Consider the following 17,821-nt stretch of genomic DNA (forward strand, 5'->3'; position numbering starts at 1 on the left):
TTTTGCCTGAAGAGCACAGGGGACGCTCTCTTCATTCAATTTAGCCTTACTTCTTCAGATCGTTAAGCGGGAGTTAAGGTATCAACGACATCAGATGTCCCATGAGATAAATCGTGGTAACACTGCCTGCAAGCACACTCTCTACGTTGACATTGACCAGCAAGACACCAACGACAACCCTCTCATGCTGAATAACGCTTTCCAGCCATTCGCCTGACCCGGGTTCAACCTGTGCCGACGCCAGGGGATACACCACCTTTCCGTCAGCATCCTTCAAAATGACGGATTGCCAGCTGCCTCGTTCGGCGAGAATCTCATCAAGCGTCGTATACACTTCGGCAAAGTCATGGGATAGCAGGGCCGGGGTCAGCGCTGTTGCCAATACCCCCATATAACTCCGCTCACTGGCGCGTATCTCGTTTGCCTGGTCGCTGCGGTACTGCGGCAACCAGTAGCCATAGACCAGCAAGGCAAAGCCAATCACCAGTATGATCAGGGGTACTGCCAGCTTTGTACGTACCTGCATAAACAGCGCTACTCTTCGTAATACTTGTCCAGCTTCATGGCCTTGAGAGGCCTGTAATCGTCCAGTGTGGCGTCACCAATCACCTTGACGGGGATCCTGGCCAGCAGGGCCTTGCCGTCCTCAGTTTCCCCCATGGCCAGCAATGCCTCACGCACACGACTGGCCACATCTGCCGGCACCCGCGGATGCACTGCCAGTGGGTGGGGAGCGACCTTTTCAGTACGGTAAAGAATGCGGAGCGACTGCTGGACCTGCGCGGACTGGCGGTTCAATGTTGCCTGTACGCCGCCACCAGCATCCATATGTGACGTAGCGACATTCAAATACACCGAGGAATGGCTGCGTACATAACGGGGCAAGACCTTAACCCCGTGCTTTTCCCCCAGTTCGGCACGCATCAGCAAGGAGGCACCCAACGCATTCGGTGCCGGAAAGGCCACTGCCCGTCCATCCAGCGCCTCAACTGACTGCAGCTCGCTGTCGCTCCGCACCACCAGAATGCCGCGCAACCACCTGCCGGTATCCCTGACCAGCGGACGATAACCGCTACGTTCATGAGCCCTGATAAAGTGGTAGGGATTCATATACGCGAAATCGAACTGTGCCTGGTCAAGCTCGTCTTCAAACGCCGGAATAGAAGGAGAGCCCCTGAGAGTCAGGCGTATGCCTGTTTTCTGGCGGATCTGTTCCAGAACCGGCTGCCAGATCCGCTGTATCTGCCGGACTTCGTACTGGGGAACAATACCAATGACATAGCCAGCCTCCGACTGAGATTCAGACAGCGGCGACGTGCTGTCCCCTGGCCGGGAGCCGTCTGACGCAGCAGCGCTATGGCCAAACCAGCCAAGCCAGACAACCAGAACCCACCCGCTTCGCATTACCATCACACTTCCCTGCTGCTAATCCGATTCATGGACATCCTGCGGGCTATCAGCCTGGGTACCAGGCATCGGCAAACACAGCACGGATTTATACTGGCCATCCTGCTCGAACACCTCGAGTGTTGCCTCATGCAGCGCCAGGATTTCCCGGACAATATCCAGCCCAAAGCCAATGGACTGATAAATGGGCGATTGATTCGTCACGGCGGTATCTGCCGGTTCCGCCACCCGGTTGATGACCTCAACGCAAAGGCGTCCATCATGCTGGCAAGGGCTTGTCAGGGTGATGGGACTTCCGGCTTCGGAGTATTTGCAGGCGTTGATCAACAGGTTGGAAAACACCTGCATCAACCGGTTACGGTCACCCGACACGAGTGCCAGATCCGGCACCTGGATATCAATCCGGCTCCGGTCATGCTCGCCTGGCAGCTGACACTGGGCGACACACTCCTCCAGCATCGGTTTCAGGGCAAACTCGGTCACCGTCAACACCACCTTCCCTGCCCCCAGGCTGGCCATGTCCAGAATACTGCTGATCAGCTCGAGCGCCCGATCCGCGCTGCTCCCAATACGCACCAGCAGGTCCTTCTGATCCACCGGATCCAGCTCTGCCATCTGCATCAGTTGTGACATGCTCTTGATGGCGCCCAGGGGGTTCCTCAGGTCATGGGCCACATAGCCCGCCATCCGAATGATCCGTTCGTTTTTTTCCTTCAGCTGGGTTTCCTTGTCCTTGAGCAAGAGAAAAAGACCGATGGATTCGGCCATCATGGCCAGCAGGTCCCGCTCGTGCTCTGAAAAACCGTGTTGACGGGGCTTTCGATCCGTGAAATTCAGGGTACCGTACAGCTTATCTCCCACATAAATCGGTGCTGAAAGATAGGCTTCCAGTTTCAGGTTCTGATAAACCGGGTGGGATTGCATATCCGGCATGTTCCCGACATGGGGAAAACCCAGTACACATTCCGTCTTGTAGACTTCACGGCAATAGGTTCCCTCCAGTTCAAATGTATCGCCGGGATGGATGACATCAAGCGGGGATGAAACCCCATCAACGACATACGTTTTCGCATCCGTGATATGGCTGACAATACCGGTTTCCAACTGAAAAATATCAATACCTGCCTGCAGATAACGGGCAATCATCCCATCGAAGCTGTCGTAATGTATTGACGTTATGGCGTGGAGTTTTTTCAGGTCTTCTGACAAATGGAAAAAATTCTGACTGGCCTCTTCGCCGTTACCACTTGAATAAAAAGTCAGGTCATCAATAAATTTCGGGTACGCTTTCCTGCTCACGGTACCAACATCCTTATTACACCTATAAAAATAAGCTTAGCGGAATACAACTCGTTTTAATGATAAAAGCCAAAAGCCGATATACACGGTAATTGCGAGGGAATGACTAATGACGACACCACTGAAACAGATTCTTTATGTCGAAGATGATGCGGATATTCGTAAAATCACGGAAATGACATTAAGCATGCTGGGTAATTTTGACATTACCGCCTGTGAATGCGGCCAGGATGCCCTGGAAAAAGCCAAAACGACCCATGCCCAGCTGGTAATTCTCGATGTCATGATGCCTGACATGGACGGGCCGACGGTATTCCGTCACCTGCGCACTTATGATGCCTACAAAGACACCCCCATTGTTTTCATGACCGCCAAGGTTCAGGCGAATGAAATCGCGGCCTATATGGATATGGGCGCGGTCGGCGTCATTCCCAAACCCTATGAGCCCGCCGAGCTGCCGGGGCAAATCCAGGCGCTCTGGGAAAAGAGCCAGGGCTAATGCCTGCCGGCACATCCTGAATCATACGACAAGGAAAGGGAGCGCAAGTGCGTGAGCAACTCGGAACAGTTCGAACAGATGATGGCCGCCCTGCGCAAGGAGTATCTGGAGAACCTGTCCGGCGCTGTCGTGGAGCTTCAGCAGCTGCTTGGCGAGGAATCCCTGGCGACACTGTCTGGAGAGACCTTCAAACGCGTCAAGACCATTGCCCACAACCTCGCGGGTACCGGCAGTACCTATGGCTTTGATGCGCTCAGTGAAACGGCACAACCGCTTGACCGCTGGATGATCCGCGCCCTGGAAAACCCTGACCAGCCCATCCTGCCGCCCGATAGCCTGGCCCGGTTAAAAGCCCAGGTACTGGACCTGATCCAGGTCGCCACCCAGACCCTCAATGCCTCCGATGGCACAGACACCGGTAACACCGACGTTGAGACTGAGGCTGAAGACGCCAGTACTGACGTAGCGACAGCTGATGACGGCAAGCCATTACCCTTCGTCCTGCTGGTCGATGACGACCCGATGTTCAGGAAGGCCATCATCCTCTCACTGCACACAGAGCCTTACCGCTTTGCCGAAGCCGATTCTGGCAAAAAAGCGCTGAAGGTGGCCGCCGACGTCAATCCTGCGCTCATTTTGCTGGACATCTCCATGCCGGACATGAGCGGCAAGGAAATCCTGACCCAACTGGCAGACATTATCGACCTTAAGCACTGCCCCGTGATCATGCTCTCAGCCCAGGATGATGAAGAGACTGTGATTCACTGCCTCTCAAGTGGCGCCACGGATTATTTGATCAAGCCCTGCAAAAAGAATGAACTGCGCGACAAGATCCGGGAAACCCTCAACTGCCAACAGTATTCAATACTGCTGGCGGATGATGACCCGATGATTATCGGGCTGGTCAAGAACCGGCTCAGTCATGAAGGTTACAACATATTAACCGCCGACAATGGCGACGACGCCTGGACTCAGATCAAGACCCGTAAGCCAGACCTTGCCATCCTGGACTGCATGATGCCCGGCATGGACGGTTTTGCCGTGTTGCAGAAAATGAAGGCTGACAACCAGCTTGCCCATATCCCCGTTATCATGCTTTCTGCACTGAACCAGGAAGCGAATGTCCTCAAGGGCCTGAAACTGGGATCCGGCGACTACATCTGCAAGCCCTTTAATCCCGAGGAGCTGCTGGTTCGGGTACAGGCGACGCTCTCCCAGGCTGGCATCTGACAGACACACGCCCCTGTCAGGACAGGGACCCAAAGGAGCAGAACCAGGGACAGGTTCTGAAAAACAGGTTATGGCACGGACAGGCCTTATTCACTGCAGCCTGCTGCTGGTATTCATGACGACAGGTGCATGGGCGGAACCCCCGTCCTATGCCAACGGCATGCAGGTACTCCAGAACCGGTCATACCCCGAGGCTGAACAACTTTTTCGTCAGGCCATTGCCGAGCAACCCGGGCATTTCATGAGCTGGCACCGCCTCATCAGCACACTGGCCTACCAGCAACAGTACATGCAGGCGCAAAAGACGCTCAGCCTGGCTCAGGCGCGATTTCCCGACAATGTAGACCTTGGCGTGCTGGAAGCCCGCCTCTGGCTATGGCAAGGCGAGATAAAGCAGGCGGAGCAGTCGCTGAAGCAGCTGCTGGCTACATCGCCCGAATACCGCGACGCCCAACACCTGATGGCGCAACTCTTTCAACAACAAGGACGTGATGAGGACGCCATACGCCTCTATCAGCAGATGCTGACCCGGGACGATGACCCAGCCATGCGTCAAACCCTGGACAGCTTAATGTCCACCAGAACGCTACCCCTTGATAAACAATCAACAACGACGGCCGAACCGCCAGCGTCTCCTCCCCGCCCCTGGCGCGCGGATATTAACTTCGAAACCACGCGATTTCGGGACGCGCCCATAGAGAGCTGGCGAAACTATTCCGTGAGTCTTTCCCGCCCTCTGTCAGAGGGCTGGAGCCTGGCGTTCAGTGGGCGGGAGGAACACCGGTTTGATCGCCGTGACCGGGTGGCCGGCCTGTCCCTGTACCGGTCGGTATCCCCAACCTTATCGTGGGCAGTCCATGGCAGCTGGACCCCTGACGCCGACTTTCTCGCCACCCGGAAGCTGGGTGGTGACATGCGTTACCGGCTGGGCCATGACCGTCTGGGGGGCGCCTGGTGGGTCACCGGTAACCTGTACACCGAGTGGTTCCGGGACAACACCGTCCACACCGTCAAACCCGGACTGGTGTATTACCCTACACCAACCGTCTGGTTTTCGATGGTCGCTATCCTGGGCAACAGCCATCGCACCTCACCCACCCGCGATGGGTTGATCCGTGCGGATTGGCAGGTCACGTCCCGTTTGCAGCTCTATGCTGGTGCCTCCAATGCCCATGAAATGGACAGTGATGTCACCATTGACACCCGCAGCTGGTTTTACGGCATGATCTACCGTTACTCCGATACACTGACACTGCGTGCCGGCTACGGACGGGATGTACTCAAGAACCTCTATACCCGGGAAATACTGTCAGCAGGGCTGACCATCTGGTACTAGGGGGCGCCATCCATGAACTGGCTGATTATCTGGTACCTGGCCCTCGCCCTGGCAGCGATCTCGCTGGGGATGATGGCCACGGAAATCTGCCTGAGGCTCTACTGGCGAAAAAAAGAGATCCGGCGAGACAAGCGCAAGAAAGCCCTGACCGAATGGATCACCACCTATATCTTCAGCCCCCTGTCCGGCGATACCCGCGCGCTGATCCAGACCAACGAGGATATCTGGATTATTGCAGAGCTTGCGGAGGATTTTTTCCGTTCCCTGAAAGGCAATGTGATCGAAAAGCTTGGCCACCTGCTGGAGAATCAACACTATTACCAGCAACACCTGACGGCTCTCTGGCGCACGCGGGAAATCCATAAGCGAATGCTCTCTCTGCAGACCTTGTCTCACTATTCCGGTTTCGAGGATGAGGACCTTTTCCGCCTGATGATCAGTCCCAGGGAACATCCGTCATTGCAGTTACGCGCCATGCGGCGACTGGCGGAACGGCATATCCTCTACCTGCCGCCCGTGCTGTACTGCCTGAAGCGCATGAAGTCTGTGTCCTGGATCAGGGCGGCCGATGTCCTCCGGCATTTCGACCCGATATGTGCTGACGATATGATCCCGATTGCCCTGAACCGGGAGGAATCGCTGACCTTCCGGCTAGCCGTTATCCATGCCCTTCAGGAAATGCATGACGTCAGGGATATGGACAGGCTGCTGATACTGCTGGATGACCCCAATGATACGATCAGGGAACACCTGTTGCTGGCGGTCAGAAGCACCGGTATCAAGATCAGCAATGAGTGGCTCCAGAAAGCACTGACGGACGCCAGTATTAAAGTCCGCCGGGTGGCGGTCAGGCTGGCCGAACACCATGCCACCCCTGCCCTGTTTGAGACCCTTTACCGGAGCCTGGAAGACCCGGACTGGAGCGTGGGCTATCACGCCGCCCACGCACTGTTCAATACGAATATGGCGGGCAGACGCCTGCTGGAAATGGCCATCAGGAAAGATGTGGGCCGCGCGGCCGATATTGCCAGAGATGTTATGCTGGAAATGCAATCAAAACAGTGAACAGTGGCCAAACGCTTGCAGAACAACTTCAGGGATACCTTACACTCTATGCTCAGGAGATAGAGTGGCTCAGCCTGTTTTTCCTGATCAATACCCTGGTGATTGTTTTCTTCCAGGTATTTCCGGTGTTACTGGTTCTGTTCATACCCTCCGAAGAGCGCGACCCCGAAGATGAATGGATGTGCCTGACCACGGAGCTGGCGCCGGCCGTCGCCATCCTGATCCCGGCCTACAACGAAGAACCGGTTATCACCAAAACGGTTCACGCCCTGATGGCACTCAAATACCCCCGCTACCAGATCATCGTCATCAATGACGGGTCCAAGGACAAGACTCTGGCCAACCTGATCGAAGAATTCGAACTCCATGAGGTTCACTATGCCAGTGATTACCGGTTGTCTCATCAGGCTATTCAGGGCGTTTACTGCAATCCAGTGTTCAGCAACCTGATTGTGCTTGATAAGGTCAACGGGGGAAAATCGGACGCAATCAATGCCGGTATCAACTATTCCCGAACCGATTACTTCTGTGTCATGGACGGTGACACCATCCTTGAGGACGCCTCTCTATTGAAAGTCATGATGCCGTTCGTGCTGGATCCCGACAATACCGTGGCGGCCGGCGGAACGGTCTGCGTCGTCAATGGCAGCACCGTCAACCACGGGGTCGTCGATCCGGTCAGGTTACCCGGTAACATACTGGCACTCTTCCAGATAGTGGAATACCTGCGAGCCTTCATGATCGCCCGAAACGGCTGGAGCCGCCTGAATATGCTGACGCTGATCTCCGGTGCCTTTGGCATCTTCAAGAAAGAGATAGCCATTGAGGCCGGGGGCTACCCGGTCGGTTCCATGGGTGAAGACCTGGAACTGATCATGAATATTCATCAGCTGATGCGGCGCAAGGCCAATACCGATTACAAGGTGGTCGCCATACCGGAACCGGTGTGCTGGACAGAGGTACCGGAAACCTGGCGGATATTTTGTAACCAGCGGATGCGCTGGCAACAGGGGGCCATTGATTCATTTTTCAATCACTGGCGAATGTTCCTGAATCCCGTTTATGGACGGATTGGGCTTTTTGCCCTGCCAATGACGTTTGTTGTGGACATTCTCGGCCCTATCACAGAAGTGCTGGGTTACGTGGTCATAACCATCAGTTACCTGGCGGGTATTCTCTCCCCCCAAACCTGGCTGGCCTACATTGCGCTGATCACCCTTTTTGGCATTTTCACCAGCCTGCTTTCACTGTGGCTCGAAGAGCGCTGGAACAGCAGTTACAGGGAGGTTCGTAATTACGTACGGCTGGTATTCATGGCCATCATTGAGAATCTCGGTTACCGGCAGATCTGCAACCTTCTCCGTATTGGCGGCTGGATACGGTTCATCCGAAAAAACCGGGTATGGGGGGAAATGCCCAGGAAAGGCTTTTGAAACGGGTCAAATATCCACTTTCAGCCAGACACCGTGCCCCATATGGATATAAGAGGGCATGATTCCAGCCAGATCATCATTATCTTCCTCCTCATCAGCGGAAGCGTCATTATCACTCATAACGGTAAGGTGAGGAGGCGCCTCGGTCGTATCATGCGTAAACACCACATTCTGGGTCGCTTCCTGCTCCACCTCGATATCGCCGGAAATGATTTTCTCCATGACGATTATCAGGGCCGTTGTCAGGCTACCCAGTTTCGCCTGCTCTGAACAATGCAGTTTATGCCCGGAATCCTGTGAGACTTCGTCATTCTTTAACAGCGTCAGCAATACATGCGCCACGTCCGAAATACAGGAATAGCCGTAACTCTTTCCTGACCCTGTCAGGTTAAGGGTCACTTCCTTCAGTTTTTCAAAATGATAATTATCCAGACTGCCATCGGACATGGCAGAGGCACACTCCGAAAGAAACGGTAAGGTTCCTTTTAATTCTTCCTTGAACAGTTGTCGAATTTCATTCAACGCGGATTCATAATCATCCATGAATTACACCTGATCAGAAGCGTTGATCTCATATAGTTAACTATAAAGCATCGTACGCCAGCCTATCGATTATAATTACATAGAATTATGCTCAAATGATTCGAGCTATAACAAATACAAATAAAAACGAATCACATATTAATAAAAACGCTTAAAACCAATCAAAAATAACTGCAAGAGAAATGTGAACTCATGGATACCGAACTCAAGCGTATTCTGTATGTTGAAGATGATCCCAGCATGCAGAAACTGGTGAACCTGGTACTTGAAACAGGGGGACACTATCAGATTACGACCTATAAAACCGCCAAAGAAGCCCTCAATCAGCTTCCGCAAATTGATGTCCAGATGATTTTGCTGGATGTCATGCTACCTGATATGGATGGTATTCAACTCTACAACCATATTCGCGAGATGAATACTTATCAATCCACGCCCATTGCCTTTGTCACCGCCAAGGTAGAAAAACATGAGATTGAAACCTATCAGAAAACGGGTGCGATTGGCGTTATTGTAAAACCTTTTGTTCCTACCGAACTGACTAAAACCATCCGGGAGCTGTGGAATACACATTTAAAAAGCACGCATTAGACCGCAGTATTCTCATCAACTAAAAGTGAATACGATTTTCAAAAAACAAGATTTTCATTTTGCAGCGTTTTTGCACCCCAAACATCTCAACTATCACTGATCGATAACGGCCATTACCGTTACTGCTTCACATCAATCACAATTTCACTCATCAACAGAATAGGATATTGGCCGATAACCCCTTTGATAACGATTCTGTATCCAGGGGGTATCAGCTGTATGGACATCCAGCTCACCGATGACGTCTCACTCCGCAGTCTGCTGTATGGCGATGCATCCGGACTGGCCAAACACGGGGACAACCCCAACATCGCAGTCAACCAGCGCGAAAGTTTCCCGGTGCCCTACACCATTGAGCATGCCCGACACTGGATCCAGCACGCCAAGGAGCATGAAACAGAGAGTCGCTTTGCCATTGCCACGAATAAAGAGGCGATTGGGGAAATTGGCTTCCTGGTGCAAGGCGACGTTCACCGTAACAGCGCCGAGATTAGTTTCTGGATCAGTGAAGAATACTGGGGACAGGGGATCGTCACCAAAGCGGTTAACAGTGTGGCGGAATATGCGTTCAAAAAGCGTGGCATCAAGCGCCTGTTCGCGGATGTCATTGAATACAACATTGGTTCCCAGAAAGTGCTGGTTAAATGTGGTTTTCAACTGGAAGGGATCTTGCGTAAAAACATCTGCAAGAATGGGAAATACTACGACCAGTATGTCTATGCACGGTTGGATGAAGACGACTATCCAACCATTCACTAGAAAAGCCTGATAAACAACTTCCCTATGATCTCCAGATTACATCTGGCCTGATCAGGTCAGCGCAATTCTGCCCAGTGGTTGTACCGTCACTTCTTCCGTCAATTCCTGGTGGGACAGAACCGCCAATTCGTAGACTTCCGCTTCCAGCAGTTTTCTCACATAACGGCGGATGTCCATGGACGTAATCAGCACCGGCTTGTTGTCCAGGTGGCCGATACGGCCAATGGTCTGCTTCACCACTTCCACAAAGCGGGCTGTTACCGTTGGATCAAGGGCCAGGTAGGCGCCAGCTGAGGTCTGCCGGATACCGCTGCGAATGGTATCTTCCAGGTCCTGGTCCAGCAAATAGACGGACAAAATATTCTGCCCATTACTGTATTTGAAGCTGATATAGCGTTTCAGGCTGCCCCGGACATACTCCGTCAACTGCACCACTTCTTTTTCCTTGTGCCCCCAGACCACCAGCGACTGCAGGATGGTACGCAGGTTGCGGATGGAAATATCCTCGGACACCAGCCGCTGGAAGATCTCGGCAATCTTGTTGACCGGGATCAACCGCTGTACTTCCTTGATCAGCTCGCCAAAGCTGTCTTCCATCTTCTCCAGCAGGTAGCGGGCTTCCTGAATCCCAATAAAGTCTTCTGCGTACTTTTTGAGGACAAAGGCCAGATGATGGGTAAGAATCTTGGAATCACCCATGTAATTAACGCCGGCGTTATCCAGCGCGTCCTTTTTGGATTCAGGCACCCAGAGGCTATCCAGTAACGGAATAAATGGCTCGCCCATTTCATAGGGAATTTTGAGCATATCAAGATGTTCGGCCTGCTCCCGTGCAAACACAAAGCCCTGCCGGAAATGGCCATTGGCGACCGGTACTTCATTGAGCAGGATCTTGTAATGTTCATCTTCAATCGCATCATTGAAGCGGAGGTGTATACCCGGGAAAGGCACGCCCAGATCCATATAAAGCGCTTTCCGGACCTTGAGTAGCTCCTCATTGAGTTCTGACGTATTGAGGCGATTCTGCAATGACGTCGGCACATCAATGATCAGAGGCAGTGTTTGGGAGAACTCCTCCTGTTTGTCCAGACGCTGCTTCTTGTCCGGTCTGCCATCCGCTGCCGCGGCCATGGCGGGAATACCACCCTCATCTTCATGTAACTCCTCGCGCCTCTGCTTGCGGAGTTTCATAAAGCCACCACCGCCTACCAGCATTGCCAGAAACAAAAACGTCAGCGTAGGGAATCCGGGAACCGTAGCAAACCCGAGTAACAAGCCCCCCCCCACCAACAGTGCCTTGGGCTTGTTCATCAGCTGGTCGCCGATTTCGTTACCCAGGTCGGTGGCATCTTCATTGGCGACCCGGGTAACAATAATACCGGCCGTAATAGAGATCAGCAGCGCCGGAATCTGTGCAATCAGGCCGTCACCAATGGTAAGAATGGAAAATAACTGCAAGGCTTCGCCAGAGGTCATCCCCATCTGGAATACACCGATGGCAACGCCTGCGCCGATATTGACAAAAATGATGATCAGACCGGCAATGGCGTCACCCTTCACGAACTTCATGGCACCATCCATGGAGCCGTAAAGCTGTGATTCTTTCTCTACCCGGCCGCGGCGGGCCTGGGCTTCTTCCATATCGATGGAACCGGCACGCATATCAGCATCAATACTCATCTGCTTGCCGGGCATACCGTCAAGTGAGAAACGGGCGCTGACTTCGGCCACCCGTTCAGACCCCTTGGTGATAACCAGAAACTGGACAATGGTAATGATCAGGAAGATCACCATCCCGACAATGAGATTTCCGCCCACCACGAAATTACCAAACGTGTAGACGATCTGGCCGGCATCGGCCTGCAGCAGGATCAGACGGGTAGTGGTAATGGATAGCGCCAGCCGAAACAGTGTCGTCACCAGCAGAACCGAGGGAAAGGTCGAAAATTCAAGCGGAGACTTCAGGTAAATCGCCGTCATCAACAGGATGGCTGAAATACCCATATTGGTGGCGATCAACACATCCACCAGTACGGTGGGAACCGGCAGGATAATCAGAACAATGATGGATACCAGCAGAATCGCCAGCATCACATCCTTGCGGCTGCCTATGCCCTGTACAATTGAATTGATTCTGAGGCTGCTCATGGTCCCCTGCCGGTCGACTTCGGCGGTTAATCGGATGTTTCGCCTTGCTGGGCTCCGTTCGCAGTTTTATCCAGCCGCAACCTGGCTCTGGCCTCAATCCAGCGGATCTCTTCATCGTCCGCAGCGGAAGGCAGATATTGCAGGTATTTATCGACCATCTGCAGGCATTCTTCAGGCTGGTCCGCCTGCAGGAGGGTATAAGACAGCATGCGGTAAACTTCAGGGTGATCCGGTGCCAGAACGCGCAATCCTTCAAGCAACGCCAGACTGCCTTTGTACTGACGGTGACGCATCTTGGTGTAGGCCTGGGTCAACAGCCAGTCGATTTTACCCTGATCAATATCCTTTACCATGTTTTATACCGCTATCAGTACAAGACTGCGCATCTGTGCATCCTGGAAGAGCCGTTCATCGCCTTCAATTTCCGCCAGCATGTTCTTAAGCTTATCCTTGGCATCCTCAGGGATATCAATATCGCTGTTCAAGACATCGATGAGAAACTCTTTTGTCGCCTTGAGGTTGTCCTTATGCTCAGACACATTGTATTGATGCCTCACCGCATTGCGGGCGAAGTCAGCGAGCTTTTTATCCTGGTTGTCATAACCCAGCGCATCACTGACATTATCGGCGACGGAATAGCTGTTGGCGGTAGAAACGGTGGTTTTTCTGGAGGCGCCAAGATCCGGGAGCTCTGACGTATCCGTCACATAGCTGATACCTGTCAGACCGCGGTTGATATCCAGATTCATTGCCATCCGTCGCGTCGCCCTGCATCCATAGAAGAAACCGGCACGGGTGCCTCCTTAAAGTTTAGAAGCCCGACAGAAATAGCCCCTTGGCGAAATCCATGAAATCCAGCATTTTTGTTATTTCGGATCAACAATCCGACAGGTAAACCCAATAAGCGCTGAGTAGTCCCGATAAATGACAGTTAATTGTGCAGACCGGCTATTCGTTGTATAAACTTGTGATATTGAAGTCGTTTTTTATTATAAAACCGTACTAAAGTTGCCCGATTCTTTTTAACACCTGTCATACGGACATGATCAACGGAATGAGGCCGTATCCTGTGCTCAGACCTTAGCGGCGGGGTTCTGTTGGAGTTTTGGCCAAACTTCAGCAAGGAGGCGTTAAAGCAATGCGAATTGTGACGGCACTGTCACTCGCCGGTTCGATACTCATGTTCAGCCTTTCGCCAGTGAGCCTGGCACAGCAGGGCTATGGGTACGACAACGGTTATTCCTCAGCCAACCACGCTCAGAAGCATATCGTCCAGCCTGGGGAGTCCCTCTCCCAGATTGCCCAGATGTATGGCTACCCGGTCGCCCTCCTGTCCCATCACAACAGCATCAGTGATCCTGACGAGGTAATGGTCGGCCAGATCATCTACATGCCAGGCAATGAATACCCTGAAGAGTTACTCCTTCCAGAAGACGCACCGGCTGCGGGCAAAGAAGCCGCGGCAGGCATTCCGATGGATAACCGCTTCTACCAGTCTGAAATCAACCAGAATCAGGTCACCACCTCGCCACCACTGCCCCGGAACAGCTCTGCCCCTTATCCGGCCCATCAAACGAATGCAAATCAGGCGAACATAAATGAGCCGTTTCCCTCACAACAACGGCAAGCTTTCAACACCACCAAACCCTACGCCTATTTTGGCAACGGAGAGCCCGTCGCCGATGTTTTGCGCAACTTCGCCAGTAACTATGGTATTCCGATTGTACTCAGCGAATTTGTCGAAGGTGTCGTCAATGGCCGTTTCGGACCACTGACACCGGTCGAATTCCTCGACAAGATGGCCCATATCAATAACCTGATCTGGTACTTCGATGGCAATACCCTTTACATCTACAACAGTCAGGAAATTGAAAAAGAAATTATCAGCCTGCAGTACATGAGTGCCGAGGAATTCCGTCAGACGCTGATTGATATTGGCATCTGGGATAATCGCTTCTATTGGCGCGCCAAGCCGGCCGAAGGGATCATTTACCTCTCGGGTCCACCTCGGTACATGGAACTGGTCACCCAGACGGCATCACTGCTTGACTCCAAAGCAGGCAACCGACAAAAGAGCCAGATGACCGTCAAGGTGTTTCCCCTCAAATACGCCTGGGCAGATGACCGCAACTTTAATTTCAGAAGCCAGCAGGTCACGATTCCCGGTGTTGCCAGTATTCTTCGTGAGATCGTACAGGGTGGTGGTATTTCCATGACCGGCGTCAGTCATCAGGCCATGCAGAGCGTGCAGAAAGCCACGCCTGCCGGTGGAAGTGAACAACAACCGTCTGCCCCCAACCCGAACGTGAAAGCAGAGAATGTCTATATCAACGCCGACCGTCGTCTGAATGCCGTCATCGTGCATGACCTCACCACCAAAATGGCGATGTATGCCAGCTTAATCAATACACTCGACAAACCGCTTGCCCAGGTTGAAATCAATGTTTCCATTATTGATATCAACACCGACAGCCTGGATCGCCTCGGCGTGAACTGGAAACTGGACCTCAACAGCAGCGGCAGTGATTTTATTGAATTTAATCCGTTCAGCAGCGATACCAATACCAGTGATACCTTCAGCACAATCATCCAGAACACCAGTGGTCGACTGTTTACGCAGGTCAACCTGCTTTCATCAGAAGGTAAAGCCAAGGTTCTGGCCCGTCCATCGGTTCTAACGCTGGATAACATGGAAGCAGTATTAGACAACAGTCAAACATTCTATGTTGAAGTGGCCAGTACAGAAGATGCTCAGCTGTTTCCTGTTACCTACGGCTCTGTTCTAAAGGTAACGCCACGCATCGTGGAAGAAGTCACTGGTCGTAAGATTCATCTCAGTGTCAATATTCAGGATGGTGCCCGAGGCGACACCCGGGAGAACGTCAAGGAATTACCGACTATCAAGAACAGTACCATCAGCACACAGGCGGTCATTGATGAGAACGAAAGTCTGTTGATTGGTGGCTATTATTATGAATCCAATAACCAAAGTGTCAGCAAAGTACCTGTACTGGGTGACATCCCACTTGTCGGCGCCATGTTCCGATCCAAGTCTGATACCTATGTCAAAACCGTTCGTTTGTTCCTGATCACGCCTCGCATTGTGAACCTGATGTAACGTAACAGCGGATAAAGAATAAATAAAAAAGGGTACAGCTCGTACCCTTTTTTATTGTCTGTGGTACCGAACTATTGCGTCACAGGTTCAACTAACAGCTCAGACCAGTTTTTTCGGATTGAACGTGATGCAGGAAGCTGACTGCGCCCCAAACGCCCCATAAAGACCACCCGTTCAGCTTTATCGCCGAACATGTGATCAAACCGATACTTTACCTTTCTGGCATGATGCAATACTCGCTTGCTGTCCGTAAATCTTATGGACTGGTTAAGATACTGATTGAAGATGACCGGGGTCTGTTGAGGCTGAAAGCCCAAATTCAGTGTTGATGCGGTTAACCAGAAACGTTGTATCGCCCGACCTGCCGACAGATAATCATTTTGATTGTCAGGATTACTTCTAGCTACTAATGCAAAATGCGCCGCGCTATTCCTTGCTGGCAACCAGTCCAGTTGAATGCGAGTCCACCAGGTACCAGCCAAACAAGCGTTCAAAAATCGCACCCTTCGCCAACTGGCCATTGTCCACTTAAAGACTATTGCCGTTAGTCGATCAACCCCAACGGCTTTAATCGGAATTTTATCAGGGCTTTTGACAGGTTTTTCCCAATCAATCACGGCTCGGTGTATAGGGTAGGCTTCTTTCATAGTCAGCCGGGTTTTGCCGTTAGCAAATAACAACTTTGCTACTTTATTTTTTTGCGGCTGAGACTCAAGCCAAATGACATCCACATCCTCAGGCAGGGCGCGTTCCATCGTCATTTTTTCATGCACGTTCAACGCTCGAGTGCCCATACTGCGTCGTTGAACTGTACGGAGCTTAATGTAAGGCGCCAGTGGAGACACCTTGCAGGTATCATCAGGTATGAGTTTGACTTGAAAAACAGGACTTCGCCTTCTTTCAGTCCTCACTTGCTGGATACTTGCCTGATGGGAAAACAAGGTTGCGGCAATTTCAATCGTTTCTAATAAACCACCAATGGCTAACAAGCTTGACCAACCATGTAAATCATATACGACGGTATCGCTCGTATCGGAAGTGTGCACTGTAAATACAGAATCACTGTTGAGTTCAAAGCGCCAGGGCTGGGCATTATCACCACTGGGTGCCCAGCGTGCATGATCAATCACATTTTGCGCGACCGTCTCGGGTTCAGCAAACGGTTTAACTGGCGTTTTTTGGTCAATCAATGCTTTTCTCCCAAAGTGGATGGCCAGTCGCTGTAATGGATTACGATTACCCCATGGGCGCCAGGTGAGTTTAAGTTGATTCGTATAGCCATCCATTTGCAAACCTCGTGGAGCCGCAATAGTATCTCCACGATTCAACAGGAGCTTAACAACCTGTGAAGCCGCCAGCGCACCAGCCATTTCACAACCAATAATGGTTGAAGGACCGCGTTTATCAGCCAGGCTGACAGTTGCTGGATCCACCAGATACGCGGTATGTAAACGAGCCGGAGCCAGCCCCACCAGAAAGCGTAAATACTGCTCCTGCTCCGAATGGCCATCAAAACAAAAATAATCCTCAAAAGACATATGACCAGGCAGAAAATTCAATACGGCAGCCCCCATTCCCAATGGGGCAACCGTTGTCGCAGGTACACCTTTATCTTCACATTTTTTGAAAAGTAATCGTCGTATATTCAGCGCAAAAAAATCCAGTGCATCCAAGTAGCAATCCACACCCTCCAGAAAAGCATCGAGATTGTTTTCGTTAACCCCTTTAGGAAAGACTTTTATATCAACATCCGGATTGATGCTTTTCAGCTGATCCACCATGACTTGCAATTTACTGCAGCCCAGGGTCGACATATTAGCACCGACCTGGCGGTTCATATTTTCAATTTCAAACGTATCAAAGTCTGACAAATGGAATCGACCAATTCCGAGGCGGGCCAGGGTAAGAATATGAATACCACCAACGCCACCGGCTCCAGCAATCGCTACACGCTTATATTTTAATAATTCCTGTTCCTCCGGAGAGAACCACCCAACATTTCTGGAAAATGCACGACTGTAATCAAAGGAAAATTTCACATCCACCCCCTTCAGAAAAACACCTTGTTATTTTCACGCACTAGTAATCGAATAATTATGCTTCGCATTAACGCTGGAAAAATTAACCATACTGATTTTTGAAGAAGACATTGATCGCATCAAATTAAAGGTTGCCGCCAGCGCCTTTGCATCGGATGTTTTTATATAATAAAGCCCTGGAGAAGCAGTGGATTTCCAATAGCCATCATTCGGTGTTTTTTCTGACCTATATAATGACGCAATCATATTATGCGTAAATTGATAGTGATACTTTTTCCTGATTACCACTGTGGCTCAGCCAGCTTGAGAAGCCTTGCTGGCATGGGGCAGGTTCGCGCAGCCATGTAACCCAGC

General features: G+C 51.7%; 16 protein-coding genes. 8 read left to right on the top strand and 8 right to left on the bottom strand.

The genetic code is table 11. From position 1 onward, the window contains the following. Window positions 1–73: 73 nt before the first annotated feature. Genes ABD892_RS16280 through ABD892_RS16290 form a run of 3 tightly spaced genes read right to left on the bottom strand, consistent with a single transcriptional unit; the run spans window position 74 to window position 2,706 of the window. Window positions 74–526, bottom strand: a complete 453-nt coding sequence (locus tag ABD892_RS16280) for a hypothetical protein (protein WP_345196975.1) — start codon at window positions 524–526, stop codon at window positions 74–76. 8 nt (window positions 527–534) lie between these two features. Further along, the gene (locus ABD892_RS16285) at window positions 535–1,410 is read right to left on the bottom strand and encodes a phosphate/phosphite/phosphonate ABC transporter substrate-binding protein (RefSeq protein WP_345196976.1); all 876 of its coding nucleotides are present in this window, start codon (window positions 1,408–1,410) and stop codon (window positions 535–537) included. A 15-nt stretch (window positions 1,411–1,425) separates the two neighbouring features. Next, a complete protein-coding gene (locus tag ABD892_RS16290; RefSeq protein ID WP_345196977.1) occupies window positions 1,426–2,706 on the bottom strand; it encodes a histidine kinase dimerization/phospho-acceptor domain-containing protein in 1,281 nt (426 codons plus the stop codon). A gap of 109 nt (window positions 2,707–2,815) precedes the next feature. On the opposite strand from ABD892_RS16290, the gene ABD892_RS16295 reads away from it, so the two are divergent. The 5 genes from ABD892_RS16295 (at window position 2,816) to ABD892_RS16315 (ending at window position 8,269) form a co-directional block, all read left to right on the top strand. Continuing rightward, entirely contained in the window at window positions 2,816–3,205 is a 390-nt protein-coding gene (locus tag ABD892_RS16295; protein WP_345196979.1) for a response regulator, read from the top strand. 51 nt (window positions 3,206–3,256) lie between these two features. Beyond that, window positions 3,257–4,435 (top strand): response regulator, encoded by a 1,179-nt coding sequence (locus ABD892_RS16300; RefSeq protein ID WP_345196980.1) that lies wholly within the window; start codon window positions 3,257–3,259, stop codon window positions 4,433–4,435. Window positions 4,436–4,505: 70 nt separating this feature from the next. Further along, window positions 4,506–5,771: a YaiO family outer membrane beta-barrel protein gene (locus ABD892_RS16305; protein WP_345196981.1), complete on the top strand. Its 1,266-nt coding sequence runs from the start codon at window positions 4,506–4,508 to the stop codon at window positions 5,769–5,771. 12 nt (window positions 5,772–5,783) lie between these two features. Further along, window positions 5,784–6,836, top strand: a complete 1,053-nt coding sequence (locus ABD892_RS16310) for a HEAT repeat domain-containing protein (protein ID WP_345196982.1) — start codon at window positions 5,784–5,786, stop codon at window positions 6,834–6,836. Beyond that, on the top strand, window positions 6,833–8,269 hold the full coding sequence (locus ABD892_RS16315; RefSeq protein ID WP_345196983.1) for a glycosyltransferase family 2 protein: 1,437 nt from the start codon (window positions 6,833–6,835) through the stop codon (window positions 8,267–8,269). Before ABD892_RS16310 ends, ABD892_RS16315 begins: the two co-directional genes overlap by 4 nt. A 6-nt stretch (window positions 8,270–8,275) precedes the next feature. Here ABD892_RS16315 and ABD892_RS16320 read toward each other — a convergent pair whose 3' ends face one another. Next, entirely contained in the window at window positions 8,276–8,812 is a 537-nt protein-coding gene (locus ABD892_RS16320) for a hypothetical protein (protein WP_345196985.1), read from the bottom strand. 192 nt (window positions 8,813–9,004) lie between these two features. On the opposite strand from ABD892_RS16320, the gene ABD892_RS16325 reads away from it, so the two are divergent. Further along, window positions 9,005–9,403 (top strand): response regulator, encoded by a 399-nt coding sequence (locus ABD892_RS16325; RefSeq protein WP_345196986.1) that lies wholly within the window; start codon window positions 9,005–9,007, stop codon window positions 9,401–9,403. Window positions 9,404–9,622: 219 nt separating this feature from the next. Beyond that, the gene (locus ABD892_RS16330; RefSeq protein WP_345196987.1) at window positions 9,623–10,162 is read left to right on the top strand and encodes a GNAT family N-acetyltransferase; all 540 of its coding nucleotides are present in this window, start codon (window positions 9,623–9,625) and stop codon (window positions 10,160–10,162) included. 51 nt (window positions 10,163–10,213) lie between these two features. Here ABD892_RS16330 and sctV read toward each other — a convergent pair whose 3' ends face one another. From sctV to ABD892_RS16345, 3 genes are read right to left on the bottom strand one after another with little or no spacing between them, the layout of a single operon-like run. Further along, window positions 10,214–12,310, bottom strand: coding sequence for a type III secretion system export apparatus subunit SctV (sctV, locus tag ABD892_RS16335; RefSeq protein ID WP_345196989.1), 2,097 nt, complete (start codon window positions 12,308–12,310; stop codon window positions 10,214–10,216). A gap of 26 nt (window positions 12,311–12,336) precedes the next feature. Then, the gene (locus ABD892_RS16340; RefSeq protein WP_345196990.1) at window positions 12,337–12,663 is read right to left on the bottom strand and encodes a hypothetical protein; all 327 of its coding nucleotides are present in this window, start codon (window positions 12,661–12,663) and stop codon (window positions 12,337–12,339) included. Between the two features lie 3 nt (window positions 12,664–12,666). Next, window positions 12,667–13,065 (bottom strand): hypothetical protein, encoded by a 399-nt coding sequence (locus tag ABD892_RS16345; RefSeq protein WP_345196991.1) that lies wholly within the window; start codon window positions 13,063–13,065, stop codon window positions 12,667–12,669. Between the two features lie 383 nt (window positions 13,066–13,448). On the opposite strand from ABD892_RS16345, the gene sctC reads away from it, so the two are divergent. After that, window positions 13,449–15,428 (top strand): type III secretion system outer membrane ring subunit SctC, encoded by a 1,980-nt coding sequence (gene sctC, locus ABD892_RS16350; protein ID WP_345196993.1) that lies wholly within the window; start codon window positions 13,449–13,451, stop codon window positions 15,426–15,428. A gap of 71 nt (window positions 15,429–15,499) precedes the next feature. On the opposite strand, the gene ABD892_RS16355 is transcribed toward sctC, so the two are convergent. Next, the gene (locus ABD892_RS16355) at window positions 15,500–17,467 is read right to left on the bottom strand and encodes a ThiF family adenylyltransferase (protein WP_345196994.1); all 1,968 of its coding nucleotides are present in this window, start codon (window positions 17,465–17,467) and stop codon (window positions 15,500–15,502) included. Between the last annotated feature and the right edge of the window lie 354 nt (window positions 17,468–17,821).

The sequence above is a fragment of the Kistimonas scapharcae genome (assembly GCF_039540975.1).
GTDB classification, from domain to species: Bacteria; Pseudomonadota; Gammaproteobacteria; order Pseudomonadales; family Endozoicomonadaceae; genus Kistimonas; species Kistimonas scapharcae.

Coding starts and splice junctions, on each gene's coding strand:
- ABD892_RS16280 (WP_345196975.1), bottom strand. CDS start 526: ATGCAGGTACGTACAAAGCTGGCAGTACCCCTGATCATACTGGTGATT.
- ABD892_RS16285 (WP_345196976.1), bottom strand. CDS start 1,410: ATGGTAATGCGAAGCGGGTGGGTTCTGGTTGTCTGGCTTGGCTGGTTT.
- ABD892_RS16295 (WP_345196979.1), top strand. CDS start 2,816: ATGACGACACCACTGAAACAGATTCTTTATGTCGAAGATGATGCGGAT.
- ABD892_RS16305 (WP_345196981.1), top strand. CDS start 4,506: ATGGCACGGACAGGCCTTATTCACTGCAGCCTGCTGCTGGTATTCATG.
- ABD892_RS16310 (WP_345196982.1), top strand. CDS start 5,784: ATGAACTGGCTGATTATCTGGTACCTGGCCCTCGCCCTGGCAGCGATC.
- ABD892_RS16320 (WP_345196985.1), bottom strand. CDS start 8,812: ATGGATGATTATGAATCCGCGTTGAATGAAATTCGACAACTGTTCAAG.
- ABD892_RS16325 (WP_345196986.1), top strand. CDS start 9,005: ATGGATACCGAACTCAAGCGTATTCTGTATGTTGAAGATGATCCCAGC.
- ABD892_RS16330 (WP_345196987.1), top strand. CDS start 9,623: ATGGACATCCAGCTCACCGATGACGTCTCACTCCGCAGTCTGCTGTAT.
- sctV (WP_345196989.1), bottom strand. CDS start 12,310: ATGAGCAGCCTCAGAATCAATTCAATTGTACAGGGCATAGGCAGCCGC.
- ABD892_RS16340 (WP_345196990.1), bottom strand. CDS start 12,663: ATGGTAAAGGATATTGATCAGGGTAAAATCGACTGGCTGTTGACCCAG.
- ABD892_RS16345 (WP_345196991.1), bottom strand. CDS start 13,065: ATGGCAATGAATCTGGATATCAACCGCGGTCTGACAGGTATCAGCTAT.
- sctC (WP_345196993.1), top strand. CDS start 13,449: ATGCGAATTGTGACGGCACTGTCACTCGCCGGTTCGATACTCATGTTC.